This is a genomic window from Planococcus sp. TJ-301 (genome assembly GCF_058268475.1).
On sequence record NZ_JBZDOH010000003.1, the window covers coordinates 197,187 to 211,749 of the forward strand.

17 protein-coding genes are annotated in these 14,563 nt (G+C 47.6%); 6 read left to right on the forward strand and 11 right to left on the reverse strand.

Annotated elements, in window-relative coordinates:
- Window positions 1–60 precede the first annotated feature (60 nt).
- Complete coding sequence (gene yxiS / locus AC4EHJ_RS13850) at window positions 61–366, forward strand: protein YxiS (RefSeq protein WP_490976214.1); 306 nt, start codon at window positions 61–63, stop codon at window positions 364–366.
- 27 nt (window positions 367–393) lie between these two features.
- On the opposite strand, the gene AC4EHJ_RS13855 is transcribed toward yxiS, so the two are convergent.
- From AC4EHJ_RS13855 to AC4EHJ_RS13870, 4 genes are all read right to left on the reverse strand, one after another.
- Entirely contained in the window at window positions 394–612 is a 219-nt protein-coding gene (locus AC4EHJ_RS13855) for a hypothetical protein (RefSeq protein ID WP_490976215.1), read from the reverse strand.
- A 109-nt stretch (window positions 613–721) separates the two neighbouring features.
- The gene (locus AC4EHJ_RS13860; RefSeq protein ID WP_490976216.1) at window positions 722–1,672 is read right to left on the reverse strand and encodes an ATP-grasp domain-containing protein; all 951 of its coding nucleotides are present in this window, start codon (window positions 1,670–1,672) and stop codon (window positions 722–724) included.
- 10 nt (window positions 1,673–1,682) lie between these two features.
- A complete protein-coding gene (locus AC4EHJ_RS13865; RefSeq protein WP_490976217.1) occupies window positions 1,683–2,741 on the reverse strand; it encodes an LLM class flavin-dependent oxidoreductase in 1,059 nt (352 codons plus the stop codon).
- Between the two features lie 181 nt (window positions 2,742–2,922).
- The gene (locus AC4EHJ_RS13870; RefSeq protein WP_490976218.1) at window positions 2,923–3,405 is read right to left on the reverse strand and encodes a PaaI family thioesterase; all 483 of its coding nucleotides are present in this window, start codon (window positions 3,403–3,405) and stop codon (window positions 2,923–2,925) included.
- Window positions 3,406–4,110: 705 nt separating this feature from the next.
- On the opposite strand from AC4EHJ_RS13870, the gene pepF reads away from it, so the two are divergent.
- A complete protein-coding gene (gene pepF, locus AC4EHJ_RS13875; RefSeq protein ID WP_490976219.1) occupies window positions 4,111–5,922 on the forward strand; it encodes an oligoendopeptidase F in 1,812 nt (603 codons plus the stop codon).
- Window positions 5,923–5,999: 77 nt separating this feature from the next.
- Here the strand turns inward: pepF and AC4EHJ_RS13880 are convergent, their stop codons facing one another.
- The 4 genes from AC4EHJ_RS13880 to AC4EHJ_RS13895 form a co-directional block, all read right to left on the reverse strand.
- On the reverse strand, window positions 6,000–6,269 hold the full coding sequence (locus tag AC4EHJ_RS13880; RefSeq protein WP_490976220.1) for a hypothetical protein: 270 nt from the start codon (window positions 6,267–6,269) through the stop codon (window positions 6,000–6,002).
- A 99-nt stretch (window positions 6,270–6,368) separates the two neighbouring features.
- Window positions 6,369–7,010, reverse strand: coding sequence for an NAD(P)-dependent oxidoreductase (locus AC4EHJ_RS13885; RefSeq protein ID WP_490976221.1), 642 nt, complete (start codon window positions 7,008–7,010; stop codon window positions 6,369–6,371).
- Window positions 7,011–7,028: 18 nt separating this feature from the next.
- A complete protein-coding gene (locus tag AC4EHJ_RS13890) occupies window positions 7,029–8,036 on the reverse strand; it encodes an LLM class flavin-dependent oxidoreductase (protein ID WP_490976222.1) in 1,008 nt (335 codons plus the stop codon).
- 94 nt (window positions 8,037–8,130) lie between these two features.
- Entirely contained in the window at window positions 8,131–8,865 is a 735-nt protein-coding gene (locus AC4EHJ_RS13895; RefSeq protein WP_490976223.1) for an MBL fold metallo-hydrolase, read from the reverse strand.
- 124 nt (window positions 8,866–8,989) lie between these two features.
- On the opposite strand from AC4EHJ_RS13895, the gene AC4EHJ_RS13900 reads away from it, so the two are divergent.
- The 4 genes from AC4EHJ_RS13900 to AC4EHJ_RS13915 all read left to right on the forward strand — a co-directional run bounded on the left by AC4EHJ_RS13900 (window position 8,990) and on the right by AC4EHJ_RS13915 (window position 12,160).
- A complete protein-coding gene (locus tag AC4EHJ_RS13900; protein ID WP_490976224.1) occupies window positions 8,990–9,304 on the forward strand; it encodes a YflT domain-containing protein in 315 nt (104 codons plus the stop codon).
- A gap of 239 nt (window positions 9,305–9,543) precedes the next feature.
- Complete coding sequence (locus AC4EHJ_RS13905) at window positions 9,544–10,608, forward strand: YkvI family membrane protein (protein WP_490976225.1); 1,065 nt, start codon at window positions 9,544–9,546, stop codon at window positions 10,606–10,608.
- Between the two features lie 88 nt (window positions 10,609–10,696).
- A complete protein-coding gene (locus AC4EHJ_RS13910; RefSeq protein ID WP_490976226.1) occupies window positions 10,697–11,854 on the forward strand; it encodes an acyl-CoA dehydrogenase family protein in 1,158 nt (385 codons plus the stop codon).
- 6 nt (window positions 11,855–11,860) lie between these two features.
- Window positions 11,861–12,160 (forward strand): DUF3219 family protein, encoded by a 300-nt coding sequence (locus AC4EHJ_RS13915; RefSeq protein ID WP_490976227.1) that lies wholly within the window; start codon window positions 11,861–11,863, stop codon window positions 12,158–12,160.
- 75 nt (window positions 12,161–12,235) lie between these two features.
- Here AC4EHJ_RS13915 and AC4EHJ_RS13920 read toward each other — a convergent pair whose 3' ends face one another.
- From AC4EHJ_RS13920 to AC4EHJ_RS13930, 3 genes are all read right to left on the reverse strand, one after another.
- Window positions 12,236–12,502: a DUF3006 family protein gene (locus AC4EHJ_RS13920; RefSeq protein WP_490976228.1), complete on the reverse strand. Its 267-nt coding sequence runs from the start codon at window positions 12,500–12,502 to the stop codon at window positions 12,236–12,238.
- 4 nt (window positions 12,503–12,506) lie between these two features.
- Window positions 12,507–13,601, reverse strand: a complete 1,095-nt coding sequence (locus tag AC4EHJ_RS13925) for an MBL fold metallo-hydrolase (RefSeq protein ID WP_490976229.1) — start codon at window positions 13,599–13,601, stop codon at window positions 12,507–12,509.
- A 143-nt stretch (window positions 13,602–13,744) separates the two neighbouring features.
- Window positions 13,745–14,554: an SDR family oxidoreductase gene (locus AC4EHJ_RS13930; protein WP_490976230.1), complete on the reverse strand. Its 810-nt coding sequence runs from the start codon at window positions 14,552–14,554 to the stop codon at window positions 13,745–13,747.
- Window positions 14,555–14,563: the final 9 nt, after the last annotated feature.

Here is a 14,563-nt window from a genome sequence, read left to right on the forward strand (position 1 = left end):
TCGAATTGGCTGTTTTGTTATAGTAGGACAAGGAAACAAATTGCAAAGGATGTGATGAAAATGGAATTCGAAAATCGTGAAGAATACATTATCAAAAAATACCAGCAAGATGAAAACACCATGATCCAGCTGTTTGTCCACTGGTGCGCAGCCCGCCAATTGGACCCTATTGCACTTTATCAAAAAGCCTACCCCCATCAGGAAAAGAACCCGGCTTTGCTTCTCGCTGTAGAAGAATCCGCTGCCGAAATGGAAGAAATCGAGGTCGGTGATGACACGATGCTGGAAATCCTTCAGATGTTCGGCAACGACGATCTGGCCTTCGCTGTTTCCGAGGAAATCAGTAAAACGCCGCGCAAAAAATAAAGATCCAATGCGTTTCGCATTGGATCTTTATTTATGTTTTTTCCGCAATGCCTTCGCTTTGTTTTCAATGGAGCTTGTCCGCAAATTCTCATAGCGATTCGACGCTATATTGCTATAAATTTTATCGAGATAAGAATCATCATTTTTGGTTTCTTCCTCTGTTTCTTCTTCTACCTCTTCTACTTCTTCCACTTCTTCTGTTCCCTCCGGTTCAACCAATTCTTCTTCCTCTCGCTTCTTGTCCATTTTCAACGCCCTTTCTTGTTATTCACTTTATTACTGGGTTTTTCCCGGATAAAGCAGGCCTTAAACAAAAATGAGAAGGCACCATCTCAAAGAAACGGTACCTCCTCCATTAAACAACAGCCTTTGCGCCTTTCAGTTCTTTGCCAAGAAAATTCGCCAATTCCAGCATGCCGTACTTGCCGTATGCTGCTTCAGCATCTGCATTGTAATTTGTATTGGTGTTCACATCATAGGTGAAAATATCCCCCGCGCTATTACGAATAAATTCGATTCCTGCTACCGCAATATTATTTTGGCGCAGAAACTCTTCATATTTAGCGATGATCGGGTCATTGAATCCTTCAACCACTTGGAATTTCGGTTTTTCTCCTACTTCTTCGCCAACCGGGCAGAACAAGTCATCAATTCGGCATGCATCTGCCGGACAGAGTTCGAAGCCTTCTGATGTATCCACTTGCACCGCATAGACAAACTTGCCGCCGACAAATTCACAGCGGGTGATAAACGGTTCAGGCGCCTGAATGTATTGCTGGACTAGTGTGATGCCATCAATCGACGGTTCGAATCCGCCGCCGTCCAAGTATTCATGCAAAGCTTCCATTGAATGGAATAATTGCACGCCGAGTCCTTTTCCGGCACGGTTGTGTTTAATAATGAATGACGCTTCGCCCAACTTTTCCGCCGCTTTCACGATTTGCTCCTTGCCGTTTGCCGCAATTGTTTTCGGCGTATGGATGCCGGCAGCGTTAAGTGCCATGTATTGATTCACTTTGCTGACTTCCAGACGCAGCGCGCGGCTGCCGTTGAACACTTTGCGCCCGTGGTGCTCGAGCCAGACAAGCACGGATTCCGTCAATTCCGGCGCATAGCGGTGGCCCCGCGTATGCGATGAAGCACTCATACGGCTGTAAAATACACCTTCTGGCGGCGTTTCGTTCAAATCCACCAAGCCTTCATCGATAAACCAGTTCTCGTAAGGCAATTCCAGTTCATCAAGCCGCTTGAATAAATGCGTGGTCCATTCTTCGTTTTCATGAATGACGTATATTTTTTCAGTCATCGTCTTCCTCCTAATTCGAAAGCGCTTGTAGCGCTTTGCGTTTTTCTTCCACCAGCGGCATCACTTTTTGGGAAAAGCGCTCCATCTCTTCCAATTGCGGAGAGAATTGCAGCAGCAATAAACCAAGCCCCGCTTCTTCATAAGCAAGGATGCGATCGGCAATTTGCTCCGGCGTACCGATCAAGTTCGGCCGCAGCCCTCGGTTTGAAACGGAATAGTCTTCCAGTTTCACTTGCTGCTCCAATTGTGATTTGCTGACAAAATCATTATACCCGACATAACCGCTGGCATCTTTCATGTCTACGATACGGGCATATTCTTCTTGCACTTCTTCTTCCGTATCGCGGCATACCACGTAAGCTGCCATGCCGAACGATTGCAGCGGCTCTTTCCCTGCCGCTTGGCGCAGGCTTTTCATATCTTGGATTTTCATATCGATTTCTTCCACGGTACCGCCATGCATAACATAGGCGTCGCAAGACTCGACAATCGATTTTTTGCCGCGCGGGCTTTCGCCTCCTGCATACAAAATCGGATTCGGACGCTGAACAGGTTTCGGCTCAAGACGTGCATTCTGGATGTCGTAGTATTTCCCTTTGAACGAAAACTCTTTTTCGCTCCACATGCCTTTGACAACTTGCAGGAATTCATCGGTTCGGTCGTAGCGTTCGTCATGTTCAGTAAAGTCGCCGCCGTATTGGCGCGCTTCTTCTGCCCACCAAGCTGAAACCACATTCAATGTAAAACGGCCATTGGAAATACGATCAATATTGGCAGCCATTTTCGCTGCAATGGCCGGGTTATGGAAAGCCGGCCGAATCGCAGTCATGATTTCGATTTTTTCCGTTACCGCCGCCAAGGCTGCTGCAGTCGACCAAGCTTCAAGGGAATCGGCTTCCATTCCTTTTATATCATTCAAATTCAATTCAGCAATTAATGTTGTGTCATAGCCCCATTGTTCAGCCCTCTGCACTACTTGTTTCGCATACTCAAAAGTTGCTGGCATGTTTTCATCTTCCACATTGCGCAGCCATCCGCCAAAAATCGGTAACCAAAAACCATACTTCATCTATGATCGCATCCTTCCGCATCTTACTATCAAAATCGTGAAAACATTCACTTTATTTAACAGAATAAATTGATTATATAGCAAACCTACTATTCTTACTAGTAAACTAGGTTATTAATGCAAAAAAAGCCCATCCTATCAAGATGGACTTTTTGCGCTGTTAAAATCGGTTCAATAAGATTCACTGATTCGCAAAAGAAGCCGGCATAACTACTGCTACTACTTCCCCTTTCGCACAGAGCACTTCTCCCACAAACACTTCGACAGCCACTTTGAATTTCTTCGGATGGATTTCTTCCACTATCCCAACCGCTTTCAGCACTTGCCCATCAGGTGTCGGCTTCAAGAAATCTACATGCAGCGAAGCAGTCACAAAGCGTGGAGGCTCTTTACCGCTTCCGGGTTCAAAGCCATTTTTGCGGTGCAGCGCAAGTGACGCGGAACCCGTGCCGTGGCAATCGATCAATGACGCAATCAGGCCGCCGTACACGAATCCGGGAATCGCCTTATGTTGCGGACCGGGTTTATAGTAGGTCACTGTCTCGTTGCCGTCCCATCCCGTGCGGAAATGATGCCCTTCCGTATTCAGCCGGCCGCAGCCGTAACACCAGGCAAAATCTTCTGGATAGTCGTCTTGAATAGCATGTACGATTTCTTCTATCATCGGTCTCCCTCATTTCTGCGGAATCCGTTTATGTATGCATGTTGTTCCGCTTATTTCAACATTTTACCACAGCAACCCGAAATCATCTGATTACTCTGACTAGCATCCATTAATTTAAGGCAAAGGAAAAAGCATGACCCTTTTCATCAGGCCATGCCCTTCCTTTTACCGCCCCTCGAATTGTTCCCTGGAGGGGATCGCACGCGGAAAATTTCTATTCAATTCTTCTACAATGTTGATGCCTGACGAAATTTGGTAACCCTCGCCAATGCATTGTGTTGCGCTAACTGTCATTTGCCATTAAGGCTTTTGCTTCGCATGTACCTCTCAGCGAAATTGGTGTTTCTGCAGTTAGACGTACTAGATGCACTTCCACAAAAAACTTACTGTTTACTGATTTGACACTGTCTGGATAGAAACCTTGTGTTGCAGTTGGTCCCTGACAAGAGTTGCATATCGCCAGTAAAGCAAAATTTTCCGCCAAGGCTGTGCAAGTCATCGTCTGGATGCGTTCATAAACTTACTTCGTTTATACGCGTTTCCCTACGTTATTCCGCCTTGTACTTGATGTATTCCACGTAAACATTTTGTTAAACCTATTTTTTAGAATTTTTTAATAGATTCTAAAAATATTTTTACAATCGCCTTGACGCTCTATATACTGATAGATAGTTCGATATCCGTAATATGTAGAGGAGAGATAATATGGTTAAAAGTTTGCCCCTGCGCTCAGAGGTACCAACAGAAGAAAAATGGGATTTAGCTAGTTTGTTTGCATCCAGCGAGGAATTCGAGCCTGTGCCAGAAGCGCTTGAAAAAGAAGCTGAAGCTTTCAGCGCACAATTCAAAGGAACGTTGGCAGAGCCAGCTCTCATCGTTGAAATGCTGGAAGCCTATGCTGTTTTATATGAAAAGATTACGCAGGCAGGCGCTTATGCAAGCCTATCGCTTAGCACTGACCAATCGAACGATGAAGCCCAGATGCGCGCGAGCCGGTTCGGTTCGGCAGCCGCGAAAATCGGCAGTCAGCTGTCATTCGTCGCAAGCGAGCTATTGGAACTTCCAGAAGCCACATTGGAAGCGGCTATCGCACAAGCACCGCCTTTTGAAAACTACTTGAAAAAATTGCTGCGGCGGAAACCGCATCAATTGCATCCTGAAGCTGAAAAAGCCTTAGCAGCTTATTCGGCCACTTTTAATGCTCCTTATGGGCTTTACAACACAACAAAGATGCTCGACGTGTCGTTTGATGATTTCGAAGCAGGAGGGCAGAAATATCCGCTTAGCTACGTGTCTTTCGAAGGGGATTGGGAGGCCGAAACCCGTACCGATCTTCGCCGTGCGGCATTCACCGCCTTTTCGGACAAACTTGAGGAATATCAGCACACGGCAGCCAAGACTTACGATATGGAGCTTCAAACCGAGAAGACAACGTCCGATTTGCGCGGCTACGACTCCATCTTCGACTATTTGCTGTTCGACCAGGAAGTCGACCGCTCGCTTTACAATCGCCAAATCGATTTGATCATGAAGGAATTGGCGCCGCATATGCGCAAATACGCCAAATTGCTACAGCAAGTGCACGGCCTCGACAAGATGACTTTCGCCGATTTGAAGATTTCGCTCGACGCTTCATATGAACCTGAAATCACTGTCGAAGAATCAAAAAAATACATTAACGAAGCCTTGGCTGTCATGGGTCCGGATTACTTGGAAATGGTGGAGCGCTCCTACTCGGAACGCTGGATCGATTTTGCTCAGAACACAGGAAAATCGACAGGCGCCTTCTGCTCGAGCCCGTATGGAAGCCATCCTTACATCCTAATTTCCTGGACCGGACGCATGAACGAAGTTTTCGTGCTTGCACATGAGCTTGGCCATGCCGGCCATTTCCATAACGCCAACCGTGAACAGAACATCTTCAACGCCCGCCCTTCGCTTTACTTTATCGAAGCGCCTTCCACAATGAACGAAATGCTGGTCGCAAACCACCTGCTCGCCAACTCGGACGACCCGAAATTCAAACGCTGGGTCATTTCTTCAATTGTCGCCCGGACCTATTACCATAACTTCGTCACCCATTTGCTTGAAGCAGCCTACCAACGGAAAGTATACGAACGAATAGATGCTGGCGAAAGCGTCAATGCGGGGATTCTCAATACAATCAAACGCGGCGTTCTTGAAGAGTTCTGGGGTGACGCGATTGAAATCACAAGCGGCGCTGAACTGACATGGATGCGCCAGCCCCATTATTACATGGGCTTGTACCCGTATACTTACAGCGCAGGGCTGACGATTTCAACCCAGGTTTCCAAACGCATTCTCAGCGAAGGCCAACCGGCGGTCGACGAATGGCTGGACGTCTTGAAAGCCGGTGGCACGAAAACCCCAACTGAACTCGCCCAAATGGCCGGAGTGGACATCACCACCGAACAGCCGTTGCGCGACACGATCGCTTACATCGGTGGACTGATCGATGAACTCGCTTCACTGACAGAAGAAATAGAAAAAGCATGACACATTAAACGCTGCCGGAAAGCTGATTGACGAGCTTTTCGGCAAATTTTTTGAACAAGCAAAAAAGCCCTGAGCAATCAGGGCTTTTTGTCTAGGCGGTTTTCGGCAACGCCGGCATCCGCTTTATGCTGTTCGGTTGTTGTATCTTCGACTTGCTGCTTCTTGGCAGGTTCCTCAGCTTCGTTATAAAACGCAGGATAGCCCTGTTGTTCCAATTTCTTCACTTCTTTTCTCGACGCTCGGATCAGCAGCCGGACAATGAGTATAGATAATAGGAAAATCACCAAAATTGAAATGATCCCCGGGATGTACTCTGACTTATCTTCAGGAAAATATAGAAATTCCATGTTTTCGTTTCCCGCCTTTAATGAGTGAATTTCTTTTCATTATACAGGATTGGCTTTTCCTGCTGGGCGTTGAACGTGAACATTTAGTGGCAAGCTGCCTCAATGCCCTTCCGACACGACCGTGAACCGCTTGTTCAAGTGGCGCGGATGCTCGATTTCATCTACTAGCGCCACCGCGTAATCCGGGTAACTGACATAGCTTTTGCCTTTGGAATTGAACGTGATGCTGTCTTCGCCGATCTCATAGCGTCCTGTCCGGCCTCCTGTTGGGTCGAAGAAAGCCGCCGGACTCAGAAATGTCCATTTGACGCCTTCAGAAGCCTCCAAATCAGAGAGGTTCTGCGACTGCCCCGCGGCAATAGCTTTAAAGGCTTCCGGGAACTCGGGCGTATCGATCAGCCGCGTCGTCCGTGCCTCATCGACAAACAAACTGCCGGCGCCGCCAACGACGATCAAACGGGTACCGGGAGCCCCTTTCATCGAATCAATCAAACTTTTCCCTGCTACAACATGTAGCCGGGCTTTTTCCGGGGGAACGCCGAACGCATTGACGACCACATCAAACTCCCGTAAATCTTCAGTAGTCAGCTCATCAATGTCTTTTTCTAAAACTGCTGCTCTTTTTTCAACCAGCTTCGAGGCGTCACGCACTATCGCTGTGACGTCATGCCCCCGCAGGAGCGCTTCTTTCATAATAAACCCGCCCGCTTTTCCTGTTGCTCCGATAATCCCGATTTTCATGTCTACCGCCTCCATTAATTAGAGTTGATCTACAGCTTCTTTCAAGATTTCAAACGAACGCTTTCTCTTGTCTTGATCATAAATATACGATACTGCCATCAATTCATCAATCTGCAATTCTTCAATAAACGGTGCTAACTGGCGCGCAATCGTTTCTTTGCTTCCGCTGAATGTATACTGGGCCATGCCTTGCACCATATTTTCTTCAGGGAAGGTCCATCGGCCGTCCATTGTTTGGACTGGCGGCTGCAAGGGATTCTTAGTGCCGCGGATGACATTCAAGTAAAACATTTTGCTGGAAGTCCCGAGCATTTCCGCTTCTTCATCCGTTTCAGCGGCCACTGCGTTGACGCAAACCATTACGTAAGGGTTTGCCAGATATTCAGAAGGTTGGAATTGGCTGCGGTAAATCTGCAGCGCCTGCTTCAGCTGCTGTGGCGCAAAATGCGCTGCAAACACATACGGCAAGCCGAGGCGTGCGGCAAGCTCTGCGCTTGAAGTGCTTGAGCCCAAAATGAAAATCGGCACTTCTGTCCCCACTCCCGGATAGGCATGGACCATTCCTTGGTGTTCAAGCGGCTTCAAGTAATTCTGCAACTCCACTACGTCTTGCGGAAAAGCGTACGCAGTTTCCTGTGAAGTGCGGCGCAGCGCGCGGGCAGTCTGCATATCGGTTCCAGGTGCGCGGCCCAGCCCTAAATTGACGCGGCCCGGATGCATCGTTTCCAATGTGCCGAATTGTTCGGCTACGACGAGCGGCGTATGGTTCGGCAGCATGATGCCGCCTGAGCCGGCTTCAATCGAGTTCGTGCTGCCCAATACTTTGGAAATCAAAATCGATGTAGCTGAACTTGCAAGCGTTGGTGTATTGTGGTGCTCGGACAGCCAAAATCGGCGGTATCCAAGTTGTTCGACATGCTGTGCCAAGTCCACCATGCTGTCAATTGCCTCTTTTGCTGTTTGTCCTTGTGAAATGGCAACCAGATCCAAGACGGATACTGGCAATGTTTTTATATTTTGGTCCATTGTTAAACTTCCTTTCAACGAAATCTAGTTTAACAATAAGACTAATATATCTCGAAGACAAACTATCTGCTTGCCTTGCTTCTTGCGAAAGCTTTTACAGATTTTTGCTTTCGCCAATTGCGGCAAATTGCGCAGTGCCACTGTAAAAAGAGCGGGCCGCTTCCAAAATTTCGTTGCAGTCGCCGTATTGCGGCAGATGCGTGAGCCACAATTCGCGGGCTCCTGCACGTTCAGCAAGCTCTCCGGCCTGTTTCCCGCTCAGATGGCCTTTGATGATGCCGACGTATTTTTCATACAGGTTCGCTTCAGAGACCAGGAGATCCACGCCTTCCGAAAACGCCACCAATTCTTCTTTCCACTCTGTATCCGCTGTAAAAACGACCGATTTCCCTTCAGCAGTGAATTTCAACGCCAGGCAATACACCGGATGAATCGTTTCACAGAACGATACTTGCCAGGGTCCGATTTCGATTGTTTGTTCGGCCTGAAGAGCCACCCCTTGCGTCACTCCTTTATAGGACAGGCTATCGAACAGGGCTTTATCCCGGTCGTGCGCATAAATTGGGAAAGGCGTCCGCCATTCTTTCAATTGCATGCCGACCATTGCCGCGTGTTGAAGCACACCAATGTCCGCTACGTGATCCGGATGATAGTGGCTGATGACCGCCGCATCAAGATCTTTCAGTTCCGTATAATTTTGGACAGCCGCGAGCACACCGCTGCCGCAGTCGACCAAACAGCGAAAACCATCCTGTTCAAGTAGAAACGACGAGGTCGCTTCATTTTTATTGGGGTAGCCTCCCCATATGCCGATTGTGGTGATTTTCAAAAAATCATTCCTTTCTGCCAACGCATTTTTTCCATTATAACGGATTCCACCGATTCCCACCTGTTTACAGCTAAGGGCAATGGGTATATAAAGTATGTATTTAAAACCCATTGGAGGGATTACTATGATAGTAAAACTGACGGTTGAAAACGCATTGCAAGCAAAAAAGGAAATTGAAAAGTTGGAGAGCCAAGGATACGATGATGACAATATCTATCTTTTTGCTCACGACCCTAAGCGCCAACACGATATCGCTGACGCATTGGACGCGGAAGATCCGGATTCCGGCTTTATGAACAAACTGAAAAACCTCACCACTTCACGCGGCGATCAATTGCGTTCTGAAATGCAATCTGTCGGATTGACTAAACAGGAAGCCGACCAGTATGAAGAAGAATTGGACAAAGGCAAACTTCTCATTGTCGCTAAAAAAGAATAACAGCAATACCAGCCACTCCTTTGGGAGATGGCTTTTTTTATGAAATAGTTTAAAGCGATTATTAAATGCTATTCAATTCTAACTATTGCAACACTTTACTTTTGAATAACATAAGAAAAACCCACTAGTAAGATTGACACACCAACGATTTATGCCATCCTCATCATTGTGCCTCGTACACATTTTTGCTATATTTGAATAAGGTTAATTTTCCAAATTATTTTATAAGGGGACATTCGATGAAGAAGAGTTTAAAAATGGCAAGCGCTTTCATTGGCATCATTGTAGGAGCGGGCTTTGCATCAGGACAGGAAATTATGCAGTACTTCACAAGTTTTGGCATCCTCGGAATTGTAGCAGCACTTATCTCGACTGCGCTGTTTGCTTACTTAGGCATGAATTTAACACGTTTAGGAAGCCGGATGCAGAAAGCATCCCATAAAGAAGTGGTCTATGGCATCAGCGGCAACATCGTAGGCCGCCTTGTCGATTACATAATTATTTTAACTTTGTTCGGTGTAGGTGTAGTTATGATTGCCGGAGCGGGTTCAATCTTCTCCCAGCAATTCGGCTGGTCGCCGGTACTCGGAAGCACCATCATGACAACTCTTATTCTCATGACAATCATGCTGAACGTGGATAAAGTTATCGCCATCATTGGCAGCATTACCCCATTTCTTATACTGATGGTAGTAGGCTTGACGATATATAGCCTTTTGACAATGGATCAGTCGTTCACGGCATTGGATCCGATTGCTAAAGAACAGCTATCGGCTATTCCAAACTGGTTCCTGTCTGCCATCAATTACGCGTCGTTCAATATCGCCGTGGGAGCTTCGATGTCCATAGTCATGGGCAGCACGGAAAAAGATGAAAAAGTAGCAGCGCGAGGCGGTTTGCTTGGCGGACTTGGACTGGGTGTTTTAATTCTCCTCAGCCATTTGGCCATATTCTCGAAAATCGATGTTGTCGGCAATTCCGAAATGCCGATGCTGCAAATTGCCAATGACATCTCCCCTGCATTAGGGATATTCATGTCTATCATTTTGTTCGGCATGATCTTCAATACCGGTGTCAGCATGCTGTATGCATTTGCTGCACGATTCTTTCAATCGGGCACATCGAAATTCAAGATTTTCGTCATCGTCATTTGCGTAGCAGCGTTCGGCCTAAGCTTTGTCGGCTTTACCGAACTCGTCAATATGTTCTACCCGGTTGTGGGCTATCTCGGATTTTTCCTGGTCGCCGCTTTAATCTGGTCAGACATCAAAAAAACGGGCAAACCCGAATTAGCAGCCGAATAAACCAAACCAAGCCGCCAAAGCATGCTATACATGCTTTGGCGGCTTTTCATGTTATGGTTTTAGAAACACTTGCCGGAAGGAGCTTTTTATGGACTCGTTTATAAAAACACCTCAGCAGCAAAAAATAATTGAGGAAATCCATTCCTTGCAAGGAGCGTTCGAAATGCGGGAACCCCAGCTGGATGCCATCGGTTCATTTCCTCACCAAAATATACAGGATTTGAAAAAAATCGATTACCATACGCTAACGCTGCCTGCGGAATACGGCGGCCAGGGCTTCGGCATATACGAATACATATTGGCCCAGGAAGCGATCTCCGAAGCTTCTGGCCCCACCGGTCTGGCAATCGGCTGGCATAATGGCATTGTTCTCGAATTTGCCGAGAACCGCCATTGGCATGCCGAACCAGCCAAATGGCTGCTTGAAGCAGTAAAAGGAGGCGCTCTCGTTAATACGGCAGCTACAGAAAGTAATGCAGGAAGCCCCACCCGCGGTGCATTGCCGAAAACCACAGCGGTTCGCGACGGCGATTACTTTATCGTCAATGGCGAAAAAATCAACACTTCGATGGCCCCGGCGCTCGATTATATATTCGTCACGGCCAAAGCTGAAAGGGACATGGTGCTGACGGTGGCTATACCCAAAGATACTCCCGGCGTCTCGATTGAAGAAACTTGGGATATGCTGGCCATGCGGGGAACAGCAAGCCAGACTTTGGTGCTCGAAAACGTCCGGATTCCTGCTTCCTACGTTTTAAAAACTGCAGCCGCGAAAGCTCCTGCCAAAGGCTGGCTTCTGCATATTCCGGCCTGTTACATCGGGATCGCCGCTGCCGCACGGAATTACGCGCTCCAATTTGCTGCATCTTATATACCGGCTTCACTCGGCAAGCCGATTTCAGAAACGCCAAGCATCCAAGGCCTTATCGGAGAAATGGAACTGGAGCTCGCAACAGCCAGGCACCTTTTATATGGCACAGTTGAGCGCTATGAACATGCAAAGGACAAGGGTGCCATGCAGTGCGCACTTGATGCAACCAAAATAGCGGTTACACAAGCAGCCATCGGCGTGGTCGACAAAGCCATGAAGATTGTCGGTTCCCGCGCCCTTTCCGAATCCAACCCCATGCACCGATATTATTTGAACGTTCGCGCAGGCCTTTACAATCCCCCGATGGAAGATATGGTCAAAGCGCAGCTGGCACAAAAAGCGCTAACCATTTTTCATCACACTGATAAGGAGTGAACAATTATGGGAATACAGATCCATTTGAATGATCATATTTTCGATGCGCTGAATTTTTCAGAGGAGTCGACCATTGATCCCACCAGCCAAAAATTTCGCCGTAAAATCATTTTTGATTTCAAGGTTACAAGCGAAAGTTACCATGATGTTGCCGTGCTGCTCTATGAAATGGAGTTTCATGTGTGCATACCGGAAAAAGACTTGGATTTCCAAGCAACCATCTCAAATTATTCAACATCGGTCACGAACCTTTACTTGGATGGCCAAGTGGCTGACTATCATCTGGAATTGATTGAAAAGCCATAGCAGTCAGTCTTTAGAAAACGACAGAAAAAAAAACAGGAAGCGGGCAGATTTCACATGCCGCTTACCTGTCTTTTTTCATTCACTTCTCTTAAAGCGGCTTTTACCGCGTTTCGCTTTCAGCCTTCTCATCAACGCTTCCGCCTTGTCCTCTTTTGCCGCTGCAGTCTCCGCATCCAGCGCAATCGATCTGATTTCTTGGCCTTCCAATTCAATGTCGAACCAGGAATGGACCTGGCTCCCCTCAGGCAGCCAGGCTGCGGGCAGGACGATTTCCCTCTGCAGCTCTTCTATCAAAATGACTGCCAAGCAGCCGTCTTCAATCCGATCGAGCATCCCTTTCATCCCATCATCCCCCTATGCATGCCAATCCTTGTTCTTCTATCGCGTCAATCTTCCCTTGCCCAATGCCTTTGATGCTATCCAACTCTTCAATCGTGTCAAACGGCCGTGCTTCTATAATGGCTTCTGCCAGCGCAGTGCCAATCCCTTCGATTTCCTGTAGCTCAGCGGACGAAGCGATATTGATATCAATGCAGCGGTTTTTCCCTTCCACAGTGATGCCGTCTTTTTCGGTCAATACTTCATAGGAAACGCCATCCGTTTCAATGCGAACAGTTCCGTTGACATCAGTGCCATACACTTTGGCTCCAGCATTTTCAGCGGCAGCAATCACTTCTGCGTGTGGATGGCCGTATGAATTGTCGATGCCTGCACTGTAAATAGCTACTTCAGGACTGACAGCTTTCAAAAACGCAGTTCCGCTCGATGTATTCGAACCGTGATGGCCCAAATGCAAAATTTCCGCGTTCAGCTCAGCACCGCTATCGATCATTTCCTCCTCTTCTTTGACGCCAGCATCGCCTGTCATGATAAAGCTTACGTCTTTATAAGTGAGTTTCAAGGAAATGGATTCCTCATTGCCTTTGCCTGTCACTTCAGCAGGGTGCAGCACTTCGATTTCCATGCCGCCGACATCAAACGTTTCCCCGGTGCGCGGTTCATAATAATCGATGCCATTCGCTTCGATGGCTTCCAGTGCACGGATAAAGGTATCTGACGTTCCGACATTGCCCGACAGCCACACTTCGCTGACTTCGAATTGTTCAATTATCTTATCCAGCTGCCCGATATGATCCGAATCGGGATGCGTGCCGACAACGATATCGATTTTGGACACACCCAGCTTTTCCAGGTAATCGACGGCATCGGTATCATTCCAGTTTCCTGTATCGATCAATATCGCGTAATCTTCAGTTTCGAACAAGGTAGCATCCCCTTGGCCGACATCAATGAAATGCACGGTCAATTCGCCGGCGCTCTTTTCCTGGAACGACGGCTTTTCCGTACCGCTATCGGCCGGTGCCTTTACACGTTCAAGGCATCCCGCCAATAACAGCGCCATGACAAGTATACCGAATAAAAATAGCCATTTTTTCTTCACAATCGCTCTCCTCTTTCCTTATGGAAATTTTACCATATCAGCCCTTTTGCATTCTCGCACAAACACTTTTATGGCAGAAAGAAAAGTGGACACAGCAAAAGGGAGGATGGTTCTGAATTTCTCCAAAACCGTCCTCCCTTCTTTTAAGATGACATATAATCTCCACCGTTGATATGCAGAAATTGTCCGGTCATATAGGAATTTTGCGGATCCGCCAAGAACACGAATGCTTTCGCAAGTTCATACGGCTGTCCTGGCCGTCCGGCAGGAACATCCTGTCCGAATCCCTCCCCGATATCGTCGTATAAAGCTCCGAAGGTTTCCGGGATCAACGGTGTCCAAATAGGTCCCGGCGCAATGCCATTCACCGCAATTTCCTCGCGCACGAGCCGTCGCGCAAGAGCACGGGTCATCGACACAATCGCGCCGTTTGCGCCCGAGTAGTCGATCAAATCCGAATGTCCACGGTACGCATTGATGGAGGCGGTATTGATGATGCGCGACCCTTTTTTCATATGGGGCAGCACGGCCCTTGTGAGATAGAGCATGGCGAACGCTTTAATTTCAAAGGTTTTCAGTATATTTTCGTCTTTCAAGTCAAGCGGTGACGTTTCCGGGTATTGGTATCCAGCATTATTGACCAGAATATCAATTTGGCCAAACGAGTCCAACGCAAACTGGACCAGCCGGCTGCTGTTTGCCGCTTCCCGCAAGTCGCCGCTTTGCGCCACCGCTTTGCCCCCGTAACTTTCTATGAGTTGGATAGTTTTCAGCGCACCTTCCTCATCGCCCAAAAAGCCGATGACTACTTTTGCGCCTTCTTTGGCGAAGGCAATAGCAGCCGCCTGGCCGATGCCGCTGCTGCCTCCGGTAACAATCGCTACTTTCCCCTCAAGAATACCGCCAGCCTTATAATCTCTCAAATCGGTGTTATCAAATTCTAAATCCGCCATACTTAACCT